We start from the raw sequence: 19,502 nt of genomic DNA, 5'->3' as shown, positions 1-19,502 counted from the left end.
GTCGGGTGAGGGTACGACTCGGAAGGCTGATGGGGACGTGTCAGCAGCGGCGACCCCGGTTGATGCACGAGACGACGAACTGCATCAGCCGATCTGGCATGACGTTGGCGAAGTCCGCGTGGTCGGTGACCGGGTTGTGCTTCTGTTCAGGGAACGCGTCCACGGCGAACGACGGACCCTGTGGAACCGTGTAGGCGAGGAGCATGCGCAGTTGCGGAATCGCCCTGGTGCCTTGCGGACAAGCGCCGTTCTGCCCGGGGAAGACCACGTGCGTGCGGTGATTGGCGCTGTCGGTGTTCTGACCGTCCCAGCAGCTGGGGAAATCCAGAATACGAAGAACCTGACTTCCGCGCGGGCAAAGCGGATATTTATCGGGACTTATGCGATTTGTGAATCCTGTGCAGCTCCAGCGGGCGCGGGCGTTCGCGGCGCCGTTCGTCCCCGCCTTGGCATCGCCGGTGATCAGGCGCAGGAACCTCGGCATCGCGACGACCCTGGAGGTCGCGTTGCCGCGGAACTGCAGGCTCACCGTACCGGCGCGGATCACCCGGCCCACGTTGCCGTCGGGGTCCTGGACGTTCGCGTCCACTTTGCGGTCGCGCAGAACCGGCCAGAAGTAAGTGGATTTATCCCCTAGGCGGCAGGTGGTTCCGGCGGCGGCCAGGCTCTCGTCGGTGGAGAAACCGTCCGTGGACAGGTTGCCGACGTAGTCGTGGAGGTGGTGGGCGCCGTTGCTCACGCCGGGGGCCACGATGAAATTGTCGGGGTTGTTGTGACCATTGCGGTTGGTGCCGCATTGAGCGACGAACGTGCCGCGTGAGCCGTTCCTGCCGATGCCGGCGTCCAGCCTCAGGGGCTGAACCTGGCGGATGTCCACGAAGTCGGTGACGAACGGGCCGAGGTCCTTGCAGTCGTCGTCCTGGGAGGCCGTGGGGGAGGGGGAGGCGGTCCGGGTCGGCCGGCCCCGCCGGTCCTGCGACTGGTCACCGGGGTCCTGCGGGTTCTGGGGGTCCTGGGGATTTTGGGGGTCCTGCGGGTCCTGGGGGTTCTGTGAGTTCTGGTCGGGGTTCTGGGGCGCGTCCGGGGCGGCCGTGGGGGCGCGGGGGGAGCGGTCGCGCCGGAACAGGGCGTCGCCGGAGTCCTCCGGCTCCGGCGACCGCGCCGGGTCGCGCAGCACGATCCCGCCGCCCTGCACCTGCTGATCGCCGCCCCGCCCCTGCCGGTCCGGCGCCTGCTGGTCGGGGAACTGCTGGTCGGGCTCCTGCTGATCCGGCGCCTGCTGGTCAGGGGCCTGCTGGTCGGGCGCCTGCTGGTCGGGCGCTTGCTGGTCAGGGGCCTGCTGGTCGGGGGCGCGGTCGCCCCGGCGGCGGGCGTTGTCCTGGCTTGCCTGGGCGGGGTCGCAGTGGTCGGCCCGTGCCGGCGCCACGCCGATGACGGCGGCGGACACCAGGCCGCCCGCCGCCACGGCAAGAGCGGTCATGGCCGCGGCCATGCGCCCGGTTCTCATGGTTGTCAGCCGTTGCATGGTGGGAGGTACGCGGGCTTACACCATCGGGTTCACCCATGACCGGAGATAGTTAGAAATAACTGGAGTTATCGGAGTGGCTGCCGGACGGATAACGAAGGTGTAAAGATGTGCCCCGTGCTAGGTCACCTCGACGGCAGGTTCGAGAGTGCGGATGCCGAGGCGGAACATCGCATCGCGGTGCTCTACCAGGAGTTCGGCGGCCCTCTGCTGCGCCACGTACGCAAATCGACCGGTAACGATCTGCAATGGGCCGAGGACGTCGTACAGGAGACGCTGGTCAGGGCCTGGCGAAACTCGGCAAGACTGCAATGGGAACCGAGCCTTTTATGGGCGTGGCTGCTGACAGTGGCCCGCCGCATCGTTATCGATGGACGCCGACGGAAGAGCGCCCGGCCTCACGAGGTCGAGCCGCCCGAAGTCGACCAGATGTCGGTGCCGGACGGCTCCGAGCGCGCCCTCTCGGCGATCGTCGTCGCCGACGCGCTGCGCAGCCTGTCCGCCGAACACCGCGAAGTCATTGAGCAGACCTACCTCCGAGACCGTACGATAAGTGAAGCGGCGGAGATTCTGGGGATACCGCCGGGCACGGTGAAGTCCCGGCTCTACTACGGGATCCGGGCTCTCCGCGAACAGCTGCGGGACAAGGGGGTAGCCGGCTGATGCACGACGGGGTGGCCGCCTACGTCCTCGGTGTCCTCGACGAAGAGGAGCACGAGGCGTTCGAACGCCACCTCGACCAGTGCGAGCGATGTCAGGCCGAGCTCCTGGAGCTGGCCGAGCTTCCGGACCGGCTCGACGACCTCAAGACCGCCCCCTCGGCCTCCGGCGATGATCCCCCCATGTCGATGTCACGTTGACGTCTATGCCCTTTTCGGGTGATATCGGTACGGCGAGGCACACGCCCGGAACCAGGCCGGGCGTTCAGGGGGAGGTGTTCGGTGGGCATCGACGGTGATGCGCCCGTTTCCCCCGCATCGGTGGTCCGGCGAGGAAGGCGACCGGCAGTCGCCCGTCTCCGCGGACGTACGCGTCTGCACTACTTCCCCTCGCTATGGGAACTAAGAGCCTGGCTATGAACAGCCATGGCAAACCCTCACAAAGGAGTGAGAGCGAAATGCCGCTCGACGAGGCCAAGGATGAGCTGCTGCAAAGAGCCGCGGAAAGTTGCGCGGTCGGCAGCGAGCACATGAGCGCGGAGGAGGCCCTCTCCTTCCTGCGGTTCTACTACCGCCATGTCGCACCCGAGGACCTGCTCGACCGCAACCCCGTCGACGTGTACGGCCCGGCGATGTCCCAGCGGCAGCTCGCCGAGGTACGCCCGCAAGGCCGGGCCGTGGTCCGCGCCTACACCCCCACGCTGGAGGAGAACGGCTGGGACCCGGGGCACTCGGTCGTCGAGGTGGTCACCGACGACATGCCGTTCCTCGTCGACTCGGTCACCATGGAGCTCGACAGGCAGGACATCGGCACCCACCTCGTGGTCCACCCCCAGATGCGGGTGCGCCGCGACATGACGGGCCGGATGCTCGGCCGCGGCCAGGAGGACGTCACCGGCCAGATGCTGGTCGAGTCGTGGATCCACATCGAGATCGACCGCCAGGCCGACCCCGCGGTGCTCAAGCGCGTCGAGGCCGACCTGCAGCGGGTGCTCGCCGACGTGCGGTACGCGGTCGAGGACTTCAGGAAGATGCGGGCCCTGGCCGTCCAGACGGCGGAAGACCTGAGCATGAACCCGCCGCCGCTGGAGCCCGCCGAGGTCGAGGACAGCCTCGACCTGCTGCGCTGGCTCGCCGACGGGCACTTCACGTTCCTCGGCTACCGCGAGTACCGGCTGGAGCACACCGACCAGGGCGAGATGCTCAAGGCCCTGCCCGGGGCCGCGCTCGGCATCCTGCGCGACGACAAGGTGGGCTCCGACAGCTTCTCCGCGCTGCCCGCGGAGGTGCGCGCCAAGGCCCGCGAGAAGCAGCTCGTGATCATCACTAAGGCCAACAGCCGGGCCACCGTCCACCGCGCGACCTACCTCGACTACATCGGGGTCAAGCTGTTCTCGCCCGAGGGCGAGGTGATCGGGGAGCGCCGCTTCCTCGGCCTGCTCACGCACGTGGCCTACAACGAGTCGATCTCCCGGATCCCCGTGCTGCGCCGCAAGCTGGCCGAGGTGCTCAACGCCGCCGGCCACGCGCCCGACAGCCACGACGGCAAGGACCTGATCGAGATCCTGGAGACGTTCCCGCGCGACGAGCTGTTCCAGACCTCGGTCGCCCAGCTCCTGCCGATCGCGCTCGGCGTGCTGCGGCTGCGCGAGCGCAAGCAGGTCAAGCTGTTCCTGCGGCGCGACGACTACGGTCGCTACATCTCCTGCCTGATCTACCTGCCCCGCGACCGCTACACCACCAAGGTGCGGCTGAAGATGCAGGAGGTGCTGCTCAAGGCGCTCGGCGGCAGGTCGCTCGACTACAGCGCGATGATCGGCGAGTCCGTGCTGGCCCGGCTGCACGTCGTCGTGCGCGGCGAGCGGGGCAAGCAGCTGCCCGCGCCGTCCGTCGACGTGGAGGAGCTGGAGGCGCGCCTGGCCGCGCTCACCCGCTCCTGGGAGGACGACCTGGCCACCGCCCTCGACGAGATGACCTCCGAGGAGGAGGCCCCCGCGCTGGCCAGGAGGTACGTCTCCGCCTTCCCCGAGGGGTACAAGGCCGACTTCCCGCCCAAGGTCGCCGTGGTCGACCTGCGCCGCCTGGAGCAGCTCGTCGCCGACGGCGAGGAGGTGGCGATCAACCTGTACGAGCCGTACGACGCCTCCGAGGGCGAGCGGCGGCTGAAGATCTACAAGGTCGGCTCGCCGATCTCCCTGTCGGAGGCGCTGCCCCTGATCCAGCGGCTCGGCGTCGAGGTCGTGGACGAGCGGCCGTACGAGATCGACCGGGACGGCGACGCGAGCACCAAGAACGCCTGGATCTACGACTTCGGCCTGCGCTACACCCCCTCCGGCGAGGTGGACAGGAACGACTTCAAGCGGCTCTTCCAGGACGGCCTGAGCGCCCTGTGGCAGGGCCGCGTCCAGGCCGACAACTTCAACGCCCTCATCCTCCGGGCGGGCCTGACCTGGGAGCAGGTCGAGATCCTGCGGGTCTACGCCAAGTACCTGCGGCAGGCCGGCAGCACGTTCTCCCAGCTCTACATGGAACGCGTGCTGCTGGGCAACGTGCGGCTGGCCCGGCTGCTGGTCCGCCTGTTCGAGGCCAAGCTCGACCCGAGGCGCGGCGACGACGTGCGGGTCGACCTCGTCGAGGCGCTCAACGAGGAGATCCTGGGCGCCCTCGACGAGGTGGCCTCCCTCGACGAGGACCGCATCCTGCGGGCCTACCTGGAGATGATCCAGGCGACCCTGCGCACCAACTACTTCCAGACGGTCGACGGGCAGCGCAAGCCGTACATCTCGCTGAAGGTCGACCCGCAGGCGATCAGCGTGCTGCCGCTGCCGCGGCCGAAGTACGAGATCTTCGTGTACTCGCCCCGCGTCGAGGGCGTGCACCTGCGCTTCGGCAAGGTCGCCCGCGGCGGCCTGCGCTGGTCCGACCGCATGGAGGACTTCAGGACGGAGATCCTCGGCCTGGTCAAGGCGCAGATGGTGAAGAACACCGTCATCGTGCCCACCGGGTCCAAGGGCGGGTTCGTGGTGAAGCAGCCGCCCGCGTCCGGCACCCGCGAGGACGTGCTGGCCGAGGGCGTGGCCTGCTACCGGATGTTCATCTCCGGCCTGCTCGACATCACCGACAACCTGGTCGACGGCAAGGTCGTGCCGCCGGCCGACGTGGTCAGGCACGACGGCGACGACACCTACCTCGTCGTCGCCGCCGACAAGGGCACCGCCACCTTCTCCGACATCGCCAACAGCGTGGCCAAGGAGTACGGCTTCTGGCTCGGCGACGCCTTCGCCTCCGGCGGCTCGGTCGGCTACGACCACAAGGCCATGGGCATCACCGCCCGCGGCGCCTGGGAGTCGGTCAAGTACCACTTCCGCACCATGGGCGTCGATGTGCAGACCACCGACTTCACCGTGGCCGGCATCGGCGACATGTCCGGCGACGTGTTCGGCAACGGCATGCTGCTCTCCCAGCACATCCGGCTGGTGGCCGCCTTCGACCACCGGCACGTCTTCATCGACCCCACGCCCGACGCGGCCCGGTCGTTCGCCGAGCGGCAGCGCCTGTTCGACCTGCCGCGCAGCTCCTGGGACGACTACGACCCCTCGCTGATCTCCGCGGGCGGCGGCGTGTTCCCGCGTACGGCCAAGTCGATCCAGATCACCCCGCAGATGCGCGAGGCGCTGGGCATCGAGGCGGGCGTCAACTCGCTGGCCCCCAACGACCTGATCAGCGCCATCCTGCGGGCCCCCGTCGACCTGCTGTGGAACGGCGGCATCGGCACCTACGTCAAGGCCGGCTCGGAGTCCCACGCCGACGTCGGCGACAAGGCCAACGACATGCTCCGCGTGGACGCCGGCGACCTGCGGTGCAAGGTCATCGGCGAGGGCGGCAACCTGGGCTTCACCCAGCTCGCCCGCATCGAGTTCGCCCTGAACGGCGGCCTGGTCAACACCGACTTCATCGACAACTCGGCCGGGGTGGACACCTCCGACCACGAGGTGAACATCAAGATCCTGCTCGACCAGGTCGTGCGCGACGGCGAGCTGACCGACAAGCAGCGCAACCAGGTCTTCACCTCGATGACCGACGAGGTCGCCGACCTGGTGCTGCGCGACAACCATGCCCAGAACGTGGTGCTCGACGCGACCCGCGCCCAGGCGGTCGACATGCTCCACATCCACGCCCGCTACCTGCGCAAGCTCGAACGCGACGGGCTGGTCAACCGGGAGCTGGAGTTCCTGCCCTCGGACAAGACGCTGGCCGAGCGGCGGCAGGCCAGGCTCGGGCTGACCGCGCCGGAGTTCTCGGTCCTGCTGGCCTACACCAAGCTGGTGGCCGACGCCGAGGTGCTGGGCTCCGAGCTGCCCGACGATCCGTACCTGGCGTCGTGGCTGGTGTCGTACTTCCCGTCGGACCTGCGCGAGCGGTTCCGCACGTACATGGACGCCCACCCGCTGCGGCGCGAGATCATCACGACCTGCGTGGTGAACGAGCTGGTCAACGCCATGGGCACCACGTTCATGTTCCGCTTCGCCGAGGAGACCGGCGCCTCCACGTCCGACATCGTGCGGGCGTACCTGGTGGCTCGGGAGGTCTTCGACCTGCCGAGCTTCTACCGGGCCGTGGAGGCGCTGGACAACGAGGTCGACACCGCCACCCAGATCGCCATGCTGCTGGAGGGCCGCAAGCTGGTCGAGCGCGGCACCCGCTGGCTGTTGGTCAACCGGCGTCCGCCGCTCGACCTGGCCGGGTCGGTCGGCTTCTTCCTGAAGGGCGTCAACGGGCTGTCCGCGCACATCCCCAAGCTGCTCACCGGGCCCGACCTGGCCGCGTACGAGGAGCGCCGCGACTCCTTCGTGGCCCGCGGGGTGCCGCAGGAGCTGGCCGAGCGGGTGGCGGCGATGGTGCCCGCGTACTCGACGCTGGACCTGGTCGAGGTGGCGTCCCTGACGGGCCGTCCGGTGAACGAGGTGGCGGAGGTCTACTTCGACCTGGCCGACCGCCTGCAGCTGGCCCGCCTGCGCGAACGCGTCGTCGCCCTGCCCAGGGACAACCGGTGGAACTCCATCGCCCGCTCGGCCCTGCGCGACGACCTGTACGCCGCGCACGCCTCGCTGACGCGTGACGTGCTGGCCCACAGCACGTCCGGCCTGCCCCCGAGGAGCGGCTGGCCCGGTGGACCGACGGCAACTCGGCCGCCGTGGGACGCGCCCGCCAGACGCTGTCGGAGATCTGGGAGAGCGACCACTTCGACCTGGCGACGCTCTCGGTGGCCCTGCGCGCGATCCGCACGCTGGTGGCCGCCAGCAACCTGCCTCACACGGAGGCGTAGGAACCGCCCGAGGGGGCCCTCACTCGCCGCTGGCGCGGGTGAGGGCTCCGTCGTGGGCGACGACCCGGGCGGCGGCCGGGGCCGACAGCGGGGGCACCGCCGTGGCGTACTGGTGGACCTCGGTGAGCTTGAGGCTGCGGCGCACCGACGAGGTCGAGATGGCCCAGCCCGCCTCCGGCGGCACCGGGATGATGTAGGTGTTGTTGGCGACGGTGCGGGTCGAGGTGTTGCGCGACAGCGAGTACTGGATCAGCGCGCCGCCGTCGGCCGTGCGCAGCGCGTAGACCGGCCAGTTGTCGGCGCTGAAGATCGAGTCGTAGCTGAACCCGTCCTTCTTGGCCTTCTCGCGGTCAGTGGCGATCTGCTTGGCCACCTCCGTCGTGTACGGCCCGTCGGCGAGCAGGCCCGCCGTCACCCCGGCCGACCCGGTCTCGGCCACGCTGGCGTGCACCGGGCCCATGTACTGGGGGCTGATCGTGACGGTCTTGTCGTCGGGCGTCAGGGCCGTGGCGTAGCCGTCGGCGTCGAGCCGCACCCGCGGCAGCTCCTGGCCCGGCAGCAGCTGCGCGGCCGAGCTGAGCAGCCAGTCGTCGCCGCTCTTGGCGAACGTCAGCAGCGTCGGCTGCCCGTTGCGCGTCGCCAGCGCGCTGAACCAGGGCGCCCGCTCGCCCTGGGCGAACCTGGGCACGTAGAGGGTCGGCGAGCCCCAGGCGTAGCGCGGCGGGCGGTCGCCGGTGGACTCGAAGGCGGCCTGCGTGAGCGCCAGCTGCCCGTCGCGGACCAGGTCGGTGCCGAGGAGGAGCCGCCCCGTCACCGGGCTCTCCACGCGCAGCACGTCGTCGGTGGGCAGGATCTCGGCGACCGCCTCGGCCGCCTCCTGACGCGTGACGGCGGGCGGCGGCGCGGTGGGCGAGGGGCTGGCCGCGCCCGTGGCGCCCGCCTTTCCCTGAGTCACCGCCGGGGACGTCTGAGCAGGGCCTGTGCACGCGGTCGCCGCGGCCAGCACGCCGACGGCGAGCGCCAGCATCTTCCCCCGACCGTATGCACGCACCTCGCCATGTTATTCGTGCACGCGAGGGTCGCGTACCCTAGGGAGACGTGGCAGGCATCGATCCGGCAGAAGAGATCAACGAGCTCGCGAACACGCTCCGCAGCATCCAGGACGTGCTCGACCTCGACGCGATGCGCAAGCAGATCGAGGAGCTGGAGCAGCAGGTTGCCGCCCCAGACCTGTGGGACGACCCCGAGCAGGCGCAGAAGGTCACCAGCAAGCTCTCCCACCTCCAGGGGGAGCTCAACCGCGTCGAGGGCGTCGCGCGCCGTCTCGACGACCTGAAGGTGCTCTACGAGCTCGCGGACGAGGAAGGCGACGACGACACGCGCCTCGAGGCCGACAAGGAGCTGGAGTCCCTCAAGACCGACATCGGCGCCCTCGAGGTGCGCACGCTCCTGTCGGGCGAGTACGACGCCCGCGAGGCGCTCGTCACCATCAACTCCCAGGCCGGTGGCGTCGACGCCGCCGACTGGGCCGAGATGTTGCTGCGCATGTACCTGCGGTGGGCCGAGCGCAAGGGCTACTCCACCGAGGTCTACGACACCTCCTACGCGGAGGAGGCCGGCATCAAGTCGGCCACGTTCACCATCAAGGCCCCCTACGCCTACGGCACGCTGCGCGGCGAGCACGGCACCCACCGGCTGGTCCGCATCAGCCCGTTCGACAACCAGGGCCGCCGCCAGACCTCGTTCGCGGGCGTCGACATCGTGCCGGTCGTCGAGCAGACCGACCACATCGACATCAACGAGGACGACCTGCGCGTCGACGTCTACCGGTCCTCGGGCCCCGGCGGCCAGGGCGTCAACACCACCGACTCGGCGGTGCGCATCACCCACCTGCCGACCGGCATCGTGGTCTCCTGCCAGAACGAGCGCTCCCAGCTCCAGAACCGCGCCTCGGCCATGAACGTGCTCCAGGCCAAGCTGCTGGAGCGCAAGCGGCAGGAGGAGGCGGAGAAGATGTCGGAGCTGCGTGGCGCGACCACCACGTCATGGGGCACGCAGATCCGCAACTACGTGCTGCACCCGTACCAGATCGTGAAGGACCTGCGCACGGGCACGGAGGCGGGCAACCCGTCGGCGGTGCTCGACGGCGACCTCGACGGGTTCATCGAGTCGGAGATCCGCTGGATGCGCAGGGCGGAGTCAGGCACCGACTAGGTGCCTGAGCACCAGCGTCGCGAAGAGCAGCACGAGGAGCAGGACGGCGACGAGAGCGGGTGACAGTCCGGCGAAGCCGTGATTGTGCATCCGCTCCCTGTTGGCTCGGCAGAGGGGGCAGCGGCCCTCGATCACGGGGTGGGCGCACTGCGCGCATACGAGGTGTTCACAACTCATGACAGCCCCAAGTCTAGCCGCACAATCGTTTTGTTTCCGTTATGGACGTTCCATGCCAGTCTTCCCCCTAGACTGTCGTCTGGCCAATCGGAACGTCGATCATCAGTAAAGACGGCGCCCCCGATCGGTCGGCGGCGGGAAATGGGCATGTGCCACCCTCGCTTCCGTCCTGACCCCTAGACTGGCATGCCGTGATGCTCTCGTGATCCATTTCGATAATGTCACCAAGGTCTACGCGAACCAGAACCGGCCCGCTCTCGACCACGTCTCCGTCGACGTGGACAAGGGCGAGTTCGTGTTCCTCGTCGGCCCTTCGGGGTCAGGCAAGTCCACGTTCCTGCGTCTGGTCCTGAAGGAGGAGCGGCCCAACTCCGGGGCGATCCACGTCGCCGGCAAGGATCTGGCCCGCCTCTCCAACTTCAAGGTGCCCCACCTGCGCCGCCGCATCGGCTGCGTCTTCCAGGACTTCAGGTTGCTCCCGAACAAGAACGTCTACGAGAACGTGGCGTTCGCCCTAGAGGTGATCGGCAAGCCCAGGCGGTTCATCCGCAAGGTCGTGCCGGAGGTCATCGAGCTGGTCGGCCTGGAGGGCAAGGCCCATCGCATGCCCGACGAGCTGTCCGGTGGCGAGCAGCAGCGTGTCGCCATGGCCCGCGCGTTCGTCAACCGGCCGATGATCCTGCTGGCCGACGAGCCCACGGGCAACATCGACCCCGCGACGAGCATCGGCATCATGAAGGTGCTCGACCGCATCAACCGAACTGGCACCACGGTCGTCATGGCCACGCACGACGCGGCCATCGTGGACTCCATGCGCAAACGCGTCGTCGAGCTGGAAGACGGGAAAATCGTCCGTGACCAGTCGCGTGGCGTTTACGGCCAGGCGTACTGACAGGGAGCGGCAGACAGAACATGCGGGCGAACTTCATCTTCTCCGAGGTCTGGATCGGCCTCCGTCGCAACCTGACCATGACGATCGCGGTCGTCATCACCGTGGCCGTCGGCATGGCGATGTTGGGCGTCGGCTTGTTGATCAACACCCAGGTCTCCATGCTCAAGTCCTTCTGGTTCGACAAGGTCGAGATCTCGGTCTTCCTGTGCACCAAGGGCACCGCGATCCCCGAGTGCAACGGCAAGGCCGTCACGCCGGCCCAGACCAAGGCGCTGAAGGCCCGTCTCGAGGGGCTCCAGGGCGTCAAGGAGGTCTTCTACGAGGACCAGAGCACGGCGTACGAGAACTTCAAGACGGCCTACCAGGCCAGCCCGACGCTCGTCCAGGCCACCAGGGTCGAGGACATGCCGCAGTCGTTCCGCGTGAAACTGGTCGACCCCGACAACTACCAGCCGGTGATCGACGCCGTGAAGGGCCAGCCGGGCGTGTCCCAGGTGATGGACCACAAGCAGCTCATCGGCAAGTTCTTCGACCTGCTCGACAAGCTGTCCTTCTACGCGCTGGCCGTCGCCATCGTTCTGGTGCTGGCCGCGGCGCTGCTGATCGGCAACACGGTCCGGCTGTCGGCGTTCAACCGGCGCCGGGAGACGGGGATCATGCGCCTGGTGGGCGCCTCCAACCTCTACATCCAGCTGCCGTTCGTCATGGAAGGCGTGATCGCCGGTCTGATCGGCGGCGTCTTCGCGGCCATCATCCTGATCGTGACCAAGGTCCTGCTGTTCGAGGAGATCGCCGGCTACTTCGGCAGCGGCATGGCCCAGCTCGGCTGGGACGCGGTGGCCCAGACCATCACGCTCACCATGGCCATCGGCGTCGTGATCTGTGTGCTGGCCTCGTTCGTGACGCTCCGCCGATACCTCAGGGTGTGAGGAATCGCCGGTAAGGTCGAAGCATGCCACGTGAGACCGGGCGGAAGGTCATCGCCCAGAACAAGCGGGCCCGGCACGACTACCACCTTGAGGACACCTTCGAGGCGGGGCTCGTGCTCCAGGGCACGGAGGTGAAGTCGCTCCGCGAGGGCCGCGCCTCGCTCGTCGACGGCTACGCCAGCATCGACGGTGGCGAAGCGTGGCTGCTCAACGTGCACATCCCCGAATACACGCAGGGCACGTGGACCAACCACGCCGCCCGCCGCAAGCGCAAGCTGCTGCTGCACCGCAAGGAGATCGAGAAGCTGGCCGCCATGACGAAGGAGGGCGGCCTCACGATCATCCCCACGGTCCTGTACTTCCAGGACGGCCGGGCCAAGATCGAGATCGCCGTCGCCCGGGGCAAGAAAGACTGGGACAAGCGGCAGTCGCTGGCCGAGCAGCAGGCCAAGCGGGAGATGGCGCGGGCCCTGCGGCACCGCAACCGATGAGAGCGGCGGCACTCTAACCGATGACACGCGCGCGCCGCACCCTTGCCGCGACCGTCACCCTGGCGGTCGCGAGCATGACGCTGACCGGCTGCTTCGAGGAGTCCTCGCCGCACGACGCGGTGCGCGACTTCCTCGTCGGCTGGCAGTCCGAGGACTACGCCCTGGCCGCGGGCCGCACCGACGGCGACCCCGCCAAGGTGGGCAAGGCCCTGGCCAACGCCAAGCTGGAGCTCGACGCGGCCTCGTTCCGCTTCAAGATCAAAAGCGTGAGCATGAACGGCGAGGAGTCCAAGGCCGACTTCCGCGCCGAGGTCGACCTGGGGGAGAACACCCCGCTCTGGGCGTACGACGGCTCGCTGCCGCTGCACCTGGTCGACGGCAGGTGGAAGGTGCGCTGGTCGCCGTCGGTGCTGCATCCGCAGCTCAAGGAGGGCCAGCGGTTCGCGGTCGAGACCAACCCCAAGTCGCGCCAGCCCGTGGTCGACCGGTCCGACGACCCCCTGCAGAACGAGCTCTACGTCTACGTCGTGGGCGTGGTGCCGTCCGCGCTGGGCGACCGGGCCGAGGACGTCGTGGCCAAGCTGTCGGCGATCACCGGCTACGCCCAGGACCGGCTGCTGAGCCGGATCAGGTCCTCGCCGCCCGACAAGTTCGTGCCGCTGGTCACGTTCGGGCGCTCGCGTTACCTGTCGATGAAGTCGAAGCTGGCCGGCATCTCCGGCATCCAGACCGACCCGCAGCCGCAGCCCATCGACCCGGCCGCCCCCAAGCAGATCGTCGGCAAGGTCAGCGCGCTCACCCCTGAGGACGAGCAGAAGCTCGGCGGCCCCCAGCGGGCCGGTGACTCGATCGGCCAGAGCGGCCTGCAACAGGCGTACCAGGACTATCTGACCGGCTCCACCGAGACCAGGGTGATCACCCTCGATCTCAAGACCGGCCGGCAGGTGGCCGAGCTGCAGGAGTGGCCGGGCCGCCAGAACGTCTCGGTCAAGACCACGATCGACAGCCGCGCCCAGGCGGCGGCCGAGCGGGCGGTGGCCGAGACGGCCACCAGCGCGCTGGTGGCCGTGCAGCGCGACACCGGCGAGATCCTCGCGGTCGGCACCAGCGGGCTCAACCAGGAGAAGGACGCGCTGGCGGGCAGGTTCCCGGCGGGCACGGCCTTCTCGATCGTGGCGGCCGACGCGCTGATCAAGAGCGGCGTCAGCACCAAGCAGCGGCTGGCCTGCCCGGCCGAGCGCACGGTGGGCGGCGCCAAGTTCGTGCACACCAGCCAGACCGCCGGGGTCACGTCGTCGTCCACGTTCCAGGACAACTTCGCCAAGGGCTGCGTGACCGCGCTGGCCTCACTGGCCCGCCGGGCCAGCGCCGGCGGCCTGGCCGCGAGCGCCAAGGCGTTCGGCATCGGCAAGCCGTGGCGGCTGCCGCTGAAGTCGTTCAGCGGGGCGATGCCCGAGCTGTCCAGCGACGCCGACAAGGCCAGGGCCATCGCGGGCCAGACGGTCGAGGTCAGCCCGCTGTCGATGGCGCTGGTCGCGGCGGCCGTGGGGTCGGGCACCTGGCGGCCGCCGGTGCTCGTGACCGCGCCCACGTCGCCCGATCCGGCCGCTGAGGTCGTCCCGGCCAAGCAGCCGGCGCCCGTCCCGATGGACCCGAAGGTGCGCACCGCGCTGACCGCGATGATGCGCGCCGGTGCGGCCGGCAGCCCGGCCCAGGCGGGCCGGGGCCGGGTCTACGGCGTGCGCGCGACGGCGGGCACCCAGGACAAGCCGATGACCTGGTTCGTCGGCTGGCAGGGGGACGTGGCGATCGCCGTCCTGGCCAAGAACTACGACGCGGCGGCCGTCGCGGGCAGCTTCTTCTCGGACCTTCGTGACTCCGCGTGAAAATCTTGTGACGGCGAGCAACCGTTCCGGGCGGCGCCTGCGTCTTACTGAATGACTGGGCCCGCTCGGGGGGTTGCGGACTCAGTCGCCGTGATGAGATCAGGACTTCATCTCGGGGGAAGTCCTGCCGTCCGGACCGGCTCGACCCTGCCGGTCGGCCCCCGGGAGCGCGTGCTGCTGTGCCACGCTCCCGGGGGTTTCGCCATGCTGGAATTAAGTTGGCGTTGGGGGCGTTGTCCCCTGTAGATTCAGTGTTGCTCGCCTCTGTGTGATCACGTGAGGCGTGTTGACAACTGCACAGGGGGTGACTGGCTTCGACTTCGATCTTGCAAGCCAGGTGAAGCGGGCCGAGGACTGCGGACATAACCTCGTTAATCCTGTGACCGCAAAACAATAAGTGCCAATTCCAAGCGCACTGAGGTCAGCCAGGGTTCCCTGGCTCTCGCTGCCTAAGTAGCGAAACCTCTGTCAGCCCGGGAGTGCCTTCGGCCCGGTGTCTGGCATCGTTAGAAGGCTCAACCGATCGACCCGGCCACGGGGGAGATCGGGAAATCAAACAGTGGCTGAGCCCGTCGGCGACTCGCCTGTGTGATCGCCGGGGCTGAGAAAAGCACAACAGGCTGCGCCCGGAGAAGCCCTGACTTGGGATTGAAGGACGCGGGTTCGATTCCCGCCACCTCCACGTGATCAAAAGCCTCCGACCTGCCGATTACCTCGGCGGGTCGGAGGCTTTTCGCTGTCCAGGGGCGTGCGCGTCCGAGATTCTCAGAACGTGCGCAGCCGGCGGCGGAGGCGGTCGAGGGCGGTGTGCGGCTCCAGCGGGGGCAGGAGGCGGCGCAGCTCGTCGTCGGTGGCCGGACGGGCGTCGAGCGCGGCCTGGCGCAGCGGCTTCGCGTCCACCCGCAGCCCGCCGAGCACCTGGACGGTCACCGTGCCGCGGCGCACCGCGTAGCCGTGCGTGTCCTCCCGGCGGACGTAGGTGAGGCCGGAGCCGGCGGGGGTGCACTTCTCGGCGAGGTAGCAGACGTCGTCGGCCTGGCTGACGTACAACGTGATGTGCACGCTCTGGCCGCCGTTGCCGGTGTGGTCGGAGGGTGTGTAGACCAGGCCCGGCGGGATGCCCATGAGGTGTGGGGTGTAACCCGGGATGCGGGCCGCGTAGTAGTCGCCGGTCTGCTCCTGGTCGCCCAGTTCGCTGGCGGTGGCCGGGCGCAGGCTCCGGGCGGCCGACCGGAGCAGGTCGTGGGGGACGGCGGTGCTGCCCACCACCGTGACGTACCGGCGGCCCACCCGCACCTGGTAGCCGTGCTCGACCGCGCCCTGCCGGTGGACCAGGCCGCCGGGCTCGGCCGTGCAGGACCCGGTCGGCAGGTCGGCGTCCTGCGCGGTGGGCTGGCCGCACACGGCCGCGCCCGGCATGAGCCGGTCGTGGGCGACGATCCTGACGTACCGGTCGGGTGGGACGGAGGCCGGGTCCGCCGGAGTGAAGCCGGAGCCGCCCAGCCCGCCGCCGTAGTCCCGGTCGTCGGGCCGGTAGCCGGGGACGGCGACCACGTACGCGGTCTCCCGGTGCAGGCCGCCCGCCGCCAGCCGCGCCGCCAGGTCGTCCGGCGGCTCCTGGCGCAGCACGGCCACGCCCGCCCCCAGCAGCGCCACGCTCAGCCCGAGCGCGACCCCTCTGTGGCGCCACCCGCGCAGCAGCGTCCCGGCCACGAGGGCGTACGGAACCCCGCCGAGCAGGGCCGCCGGCAGCATGTCGCGGCTCACCCCGAGGCCCGCGAGGTCGGTCACCACCCATCCGAGGGCCCAGCCGGCGGTGCCCAGGCCCAGCACCAGCAGCGCCCACAGGAGCCGGCCGCCGCGGGTCGCGCCGAGGACGGACACGCCGCGGGTCGCCCTGATCACGATGACCAGGTAACCGAGCAGGGCCGCCACGCCCAGCGCGGCGGCGGCGAGGAACACCGCCTCGCTGCCGGCGAACAGCACGGCCACCAGCACCAGCCACGCCGTCGGCAGGAAGACCGAGCCCGCCGCCCAGGCGCCGGCGAGATGGGCCAGGACCAGCAGCGGCCGCGACGCGACCGCGCCGGGTGGGCGGTCGTTCCCGATGTCCGTGCGCACCCCGGTCTCCGTTCCTCGTGGCAGCCGTCGCCCCTGTGTCGGACGACCGCCGGGCGGCGCGGGTTCGGTCAACGGGACCGTTCGAGAGTGGTCTTGATGTGCCGGTTGCGCATGGTGATGAGGTGGGTCATGTGGCGGCGCAGGACCAGCAGCTCGGCCAGGCGGCCCAGGGGACCGGCGGGTGCGGCGAAGTCGACGACGTCGGTCATGAGGGTGGCGCCCGCCTGCGGAGCCGCCTCGAAGCGGTGTTCGTGACGCCAGTGGCGGAACGGCCCGGACACCTGCTCGTCCACGAAGTACGCGGGCCGCTCCCAGGCGCTGATCGTCGAGGTCATCCGCCAGGTGAGGCCGAAGTGCCTGGCCTGCCAGGTGACCTGGTCGCCGAGGCCGAGCAGGCCCGTGGTGAGGCCCGCGACGGCGCGTTCCGACGAGCCGGCCATGGACGCGGTGTGGGTCTCGACCGACAGCGACGTGTCGAAGAGCACGTCGGGGGGAGCGAAGACCAGGGTCACGGTCTCGAAGCGTGCCATGGCGGCATCCTAGGGATCCCGGCGGGCGCGAGGCCGAGGGGGGATCGGCTGCCGGGCTAGTGGGGGCAGCCGGCGTACTCGTCGAGGCGTCGGAACATGGCGGCCAGCATGAGCGGGAACATCGCGACGTGCGCGACGAGCATCAGGACGCCGCCGTCGATGACGTCGAGCCAGAGCAGCGGATAGAGCGGCACGATCGGGACGAACATCGCCGCGCACATCTCCAGCGTCGGCGGCCAGCGGTGGCCGCGGAAGCGCATCCACACGGCCATGCCCACCGACATGTCGACGGCCATGATCAGGTAGGCGAGCTCGGGCGACTCGTCGTGGGAGACGGACAGGCCGACGGCCGACTGGAGGGCGCCGAGCGCGAACATGCCGACGAACATGGCGACGATCATCTCCACGTAGTGGAGGGCGAACTTCGGCCAGCGGCGTCCGGTCGCAGCGGGGGTGGCGGGTGCAGGGGGCGTCGGTGTCATGGTTCCGACTGTGGCCGGGTGGGGGGGACGGGGAGGAGGGGGCGAAGCCGTACATGTCCGGAAACTTGGGTTCTTTGTCTTCCGGACCTACAGTCGTGACATGGAGTGCCGGCGGGTTGTGGTCGTCGCCTACGAGGCGGCCGAGTTGCTCGACATCGCGTGCGTCACCTCGACGCTGGAGAACGCGAACTGGCACGGCGCCTCACCGTACTACCAGGTGCGGCTGGCCACCCCCGGCGGCCACCCGGTGACCACCGCCGGCGCGCTGGTGCTGCAGGCCCAGCTCGCGCTGGAGCGGATCACCGGGCCGGTCGACACGCTCATCGTCTCCGGTGGCACCGGTCACGTGGACGCCGCCGCGAACCCGCTGGTCGTCGGCCATGTCCGCAGGCTGGCGCGGGAGAGCAGGCGGGTCGCGTCGGTGTGCACCGGCGCGTACGTGCTGGCCGCCGCGGGCCTGCTCGACGGCAGGCGCGCCACCACCCACTGGCGGGAGGCGGCCGACATGGCCGCCCGCTACCCGCGCGTCACCGTGGATCCGGCCCCGATCTTCGTCCGGGACGGCGAGGTGGCCACGTCCGCGGGGGTCACCGCCGCGCTCGACCTCACGCTCGCCCTGGTCGAGGAGGACAACGGCGCCGAACTGGCCAGGACGGTGGCCCGCGGCATGGTCACCTACCTGCAACGGCCGGGCAACCAGGCCCAGATGAGCATGTTCGTCAGCCCTCCGGCGCCCGCCGACGGACTGGTCAGGCGGACCGTCGAGCACATCACCGCGAACCTGGCCGCCGACCTCACCGCGGCCACGCTGGCCGCCGCGGCGGGCGTCAGCGAACGCCACCTGACCCGGCTGTTCCTCAAGCATCTGGGGCAGACGCCGGGCAGGTTCGTGCGGCGGGCCCGTACCGAGGGGGCGGCGCATCTGCTGGCCTCGACCTCGTTGCCCATGTCCGCGATCGCCGCGCGTTGCGGGTTCGGGACGGCCGAGACGCTGCGCCAGGCGTTCGTGGACCGGTACGGCATCCCGCCCTCTCGTTACCGGCTGACCCAGTCGTCCGCGGCCGGTTGATCGGGTTTATCCGGCCCGAAATGAGCAATCCGGGCTAGTGTGTCTGACTTGGGCCTTTTCTGAGCATTAAGGTGATCAGCAGATGCGAAAGACGATCGTGCTCATCGGGGCGGCCGTCGTCCTGTCAGGGTGTGGCATGTTGCCCGGCGGGCAGCCGCAGACCGCCGCGAAGGAGGCGGGCACCACCGCCCCCGCGCCGCCGCAGACCGCACCTCAGCAGACCGCGCCGCCGCAGGCGGACGTGGTCATCGCCACCCGTGCGGCCAAGGTCGGCTCCGGCGGCCAGTACGGCGAGGCCCGCGTCGACATCACCGCGCTCAAGCGCCAGGGCAGGACCGTCACCCTCAACTGGACGATCACCGCCACCGACGGCAAGGTCAACGTGCACAACGGCCTGGGCGGCGGCGCGCTCGACTTCACCGTCTCCAACGTCTCCCTGATCGACCCGGTGAACGCCAAGCGTTACCGCGTCGCCCGCAATGGCACCGGCGCCGACGCCACGTGCGTGTGCTCCGGCACCCAGGGCCAGTTCCTGGAGGCGGGGAAGTCCAGCACGCTGTACGCGGTCTTCGCCGCCCCGCCGCCGGAGGTCACGAAGGTCAACGTCGAGATGCCGATGCTGGGCGTGCTCACCGATGTTCCGCTCTCTTAGCCTCGCGCTGGCCCTCGTCCTGACGCCCACGCCCGCCCCGGTCCCGTCCGATGCCGTGGGCCCGGTGGAGGACCTGGTGCTGCCGGTCGAGGACATCGTCGGCGAGGTCGAGTCCATGGACGGCGCGCAGAGCGAGATCAAGCAGGGCCGTAAGGTGACGGTCGCGCTGACCAGCGACGTGCTGTTCGCGCTGGACAAGTGGCGGCTCACGGCCAAGGCCAGGAAACGGCTGGCGGACGTGGCCGCGAAGGTCGAGGCGGAGGGCGCGGGCGGCCTCGTCAGGATCGAGGGGCACACCGACGACCAGGGGAGCGACGCGTACAACCTGGCGTTGTCGCGGCGGCGCGCGCAGGCCGTGCGCGCGGCCATGGAGAGCCTGCTCGGCGGCGGGAACGTGACCCTCCAGGCGGCCGGACACGGCGAGACGCGGCCCAAGCTGCCCAACCTGGTCGAGGGCAAGCCGGTGGAACGGAACCGGGCGAAGAACCGGCGCGTGGAGATCGTCTTCACGGCCCGGCAGTGACGCACAACTATTTCGCCGTGTTCCGC

At 69.7% G+C, this 19,502-nt stretch carries 15 protein-coding genes, 1 other RNA gene and 1 pseudogene; 12 read left to right on the top strand and 5 right to left on the bottom strand.

The window, feature by feature from the left end; genetic code table 11:
- Nucleotides 1-40: 40 nt before the first annotated feature.
- Nucleotides 41-1,480 carry a DUF1996 domain-containing protein gene (locus ACNF49_RS51430; protein ID WP_498703690.1) on the bottom strand — a complete coding sequence of 480 codons (1,440 nt, stop codon included), beginning with the start codon at nucleotides 1,478-1,480 and terminating at the stop codon, nucleotides 41-43.
- Between the two features lie 162 nt (nucleotides 1,481-1,642).
- On the opposite strand from ACNF49_RS51430, the gene ACNF49_RS51425 reads away from it, so the two are divergent.
- From ACNF49_RS51425 to ACNF49_RS51415, 3 genes and pseudogenes are all read left to right on the top strand, one after another.
- Nucleotides 1,643-2,188: a sigma-70 family RNA polymerase sigma factor gene (locus ACNF49_RS51425; RefSeq protein ID WP_364325670.1), complete on the top strand. Its 546-nt coding sequence runs from the start codon at nucleotides 1,643-1,645 to the stop codon at nucleotides 2,186-2,188.
- On the top strand, nucleotides 2,188-2,385 hold the full coding sequence (locus ACNF49_RS51420) for a zf-HC2 domain-containing protein (RefSeq protein ID WP_357970337.1): 198 nt from the start codon (nucleotides 2,188-2,190) through the stop codon (nucleotides 2,383-2,385). Before ACNF49_RS51425 ends, ACNF49_RS51420 begins: the two co-directional genes overlap by 1 nt.
- A gap of 257 nt (nucleotides 2,386-2,642) precedes the next feature.
- Nucleotides 2,643-7,510: pseudogene (locus tag ACNF49_RS51415) on the top strand (NAD-glutamate dehydrogenase).
- Between the two features lie 19 nt (nucleotides 7,511-7,529).
- Here ACNF49_RS51415 and ACNF49_RS51410 read toward each other — a convergent pair.
- Nucleotides 7,530-8,537 carry a DUF8094 domain-containing protein gene (locus tag ACNF49_RS51410; RefSeq protein WP_482945695.1) on the bottom strand — a complete coding sequence of 336 codons (1,008 nt, stop codon included), beginning with the start codon at nucleotides 8,535-8,537 and terminating at the stop codon, nucleotides 7,530-7,532.
- A 71-nt stretch (nucleotides 8,538-8,608) separates the two neighbouring features.
- Here ACNF49_RS51410 and prfB point away from each other — a divergent pair, with 71 nt between their 5' ends.
- The 6 genes from prfB (at nucleotide 8,609) to ssrA (ending at nucleotide 14,784) form a co-directional block, all read left to right on the top strand.
- Nucleotides 8,609-9,724, top strand: coding sequence for a peptide chain release factor 2 (gene prfB / locus ACNF49_RS51405; RefSeq protein WP_357970344.1), 1,116 nt, complete (start codon nucleotides 8,609-8,611; stop codon nucleotides 9,722-9,724).
- A gap of 379 nt (nucleotides 9,725-10,103) precedes the next feature.
- Complete coding sequence (ftsE, locus tag ACNF49_RS51400) at nucleotides 10,104-10,793, top strand: cell division ATP-binding protein FtsE (protein ID WP_020541427.1); 690 nt, start codon at nucleotides 10,104-10,106, stop codon at nucleotides 10,791-10,793.
- Nucleotides 10,794-10,813: 20 nt separating this feature from the next.
- Nucleotides 10,814-11,722 carry a permease-like cell division protein FtsX gene (ftsX, locus tag ACNF49_RS51395; protein ID WP_357970347.1) on the top strand — a complete coding sequence of 303 codons (909 nt, stop codon included), beginning with the start codon at nucleotides 10,814-10,816 and terminating at the stop codon, nucleotides 11,720-11,722.
- A gap of 23 nt (nucleotides 11,723-11,745) precedes the next feature.
- On the top strand, nucleotides 11,746-12,213 hold the full coding sequence (smpB, locus tag ACNF49_RS51390) for an SsrA-binding protein SmpB (RefSeq protein ID WP_357970350.1): 468 nt from the start codon (nucleotides 11,746-11,748) through the stop codon (nucleotides 12,211-12,213).
- A gap of 20 nt (nucleotides 12,214-12,233) precedes the next feature.
- Nucleotides 12,234-14,099 carry a penicillin-binding transpeptidase domain-containing protein gene (locus ACNF49_RS51385; protein WP_482942215.1) on the top strand — a complete coding sequence of 622 codons (1,866 nt, stop codon included), beginning with the start codon at nucleotides 12,234-12,236 and terminating at the stop codon, nucleotides 14,097-14,099.
- Between the two features lie 300 nt (nucleotides 14,100-14,399).
- Nucleotides 14,400-14,784: a transfer-messenger RNA gene (gene ssrA / locus ACNF49_RS51380) on the top strand.
- 80 nt (nucleotides 14,785-14,864) lie between these two features.
- Here the strand turns inward: ssrA and ACNF49_RS51375 are convergent.
- The 3 genes from ACNF49_RS51375 to ACNF49_RS51365 form a co-directional block, all read right to left on the bottom strand.
- Nucleotides 14,865-16,220: a hypothetical protein gene (locus ACNF49_RS51375; protein WP_482942214.1), complete on the bottom strand. Its 1,356-nt coding sequence runs from the start codon at nucleotides 16,218-16,220 to the stop codon at nucleotides 14,865-14,867.
- Nucleotides 16,221-16,288: 68 nt separating this feature from the next.
- On the bottom strand, nucleotides 16,289-16,750 hold the full coding sequence (locus ACNF49_RS51370) for an SRPBCC family protein (protein WP_482942213.1): 462 nt from the start codon (nucleotides 16,748-16,750) through the stop codon (nucleotides 16,289-16,291).
- A gap of 56 nt (nucleotides 16,751-16,806) precedes the next feature.
- On the bottom strand, nucleotides 16,807-17,232 hold the full coding sequence (locus ACNF49_RS51365) for a hypothetical protein (RefSeq protein WP_357970360.1): 426 nt from the start codon (nucleotides 17,230-17,232) through the stop codon (nucleotides 16,807-16,809).
- Between the two features lie 100 nt (nucleotides 17,233-17,332).
- Here ACNF49_RS51365 and ACNF49_RS51360 point away from each other — a divergent pair, with 100 nt between their 5' ends.
- The 3 genes from ACNF49_RS51360 (at nucleotide 17,333) to ACNF49_RS51350 (ending at nucleotide 19,476) form a co-directional block, all read left to right on the top strand.
- Nucleotides 17,333-18,301: a GlxA family transcriptional regulator gene (locus ACNF49_RS51360; protein ID WP_482942212.1), complete on the top strand. Its 969-nt coding sequence runs from the start codon at nucleotides 17,333-17,335 to the stop codon at nucleotides 18,299-18,301.
- Between the two features lie 82 nt (nucleotides 18,302-18,383).
- Complete coding sequence (locus ACNF49_RS51355) at nucleotides 18,384-18,953, top strand: lipoprotein (RefSeq protein ID WP_357970363.1); 570 nt, start codon at nucleotides 18,384-18,386, stop codon at nucleotides 18,951-18,953.
- The gene (locus ACNF49_RS51350; protein WP_482942211.1) at nucleotides 18,937-19,476 is read left to right on the top strand and encodes an OmpA family protein; all 540 of its coding nucleotides are present in this window, start codon (nucleotides 18,937-18,939) and stop codon (nucleotides 19,474-19,476) included. Before ACNF49_RS51355 ends, ACNF49_RS51350 begins: the two co-directional genes overlap by 17 nt.
- The last annotated feature ends 26 nt before the right edge of the window (nucleotides 19,477-19,502 follow it).

Source organism: Actinomadura sp. ATCC 39365, from assembly GCF_054392275.1.
Note: the sequence above shows the minus strand (reverse complement) of the source record. Positions and strands in the feature narration are given on the sequence as shown.

Bases quoted from the DNA above. Each gene is read 5' to 3' on its own strand.
- ACNF49_RS51430 (WP_498703690.1), bottom strand. From the start codon at position 1,480: ATGACCGCTCTTGCCGTGGCGGCGGGCGGCCTGGTGTCCGCCGCCGTC.
- ACNF49_RS51420 (WP_357970337.1), top strand. From the start codon at position 2,188: ATGCACGACGGGGTGGCCGCCTACGTCCTCGGTGTCCTCGACGAAGAG.
- ACNF49_RS51410 (WP_482945695.1), bottom strand. From the start codon at position 8,537: ATGCTGGCGCTCGCCGTCGGCGTGCTGGCCGCGGCGACCGCGTGCACA.
- ftsX (WP_357970347.1), top strand. From the start codon at position 10,814: ATGCGGGCGAACTTCATCTTCTCCGAGGTCTGGATCGGCCTCCGTCGC.
- smpB (WP_357970350.1), top strand. From the start codon at position 11,746: ATGCCACGTGAGACCGGGCGGAAGGTCATCGCCCAGAACAAGCGGGCC.
- ACNF49_RS51385 (WP_482942215.1), top strand. From the start codon at position 12,234: ATGACACGCGCGCGCCGCACCCTTGCCGCGACCGTCACCCTGGCGGTC.
- ACNF49_RS51370 (WP_482942213.1), bottom strand. From the start codon at position 16,750: ATGGCACGCTTCGAGACCGTGACCCTGGTCTTCGCTCCCCCCGACGTG.
- ACNF49_RS51365 (WP_357970360.1), bottom strand. From the start codon at position 17,232: ATGACACCGACGCCCCCTGCACCCGCCACCCCCGCTGCGACCGGACGC.
- ACNF49_RS51360 (WP_482942212.1), top strand. From the start codon at position 17,333: ATGGAGTGCCGGCGGGTTGTGGTCGTCGCCTACGAGGCGGCCGAGTTG.
- ACNF49_RS51355 (WP_357970363.1), top strand. From the start codon at position 18,384: ATGCGAAAGACGATCGTGCTCATCGGGGCGGCCGTCGTCCTGTCAGGG.
- ACNF49_RS51350 (WP_482942211.1), top strand. From the start codon at position 18,937: ATGTTCCGCTCTCTTAGCCTCGCGCTGGCCCTCGTCCTGACGCCCACG.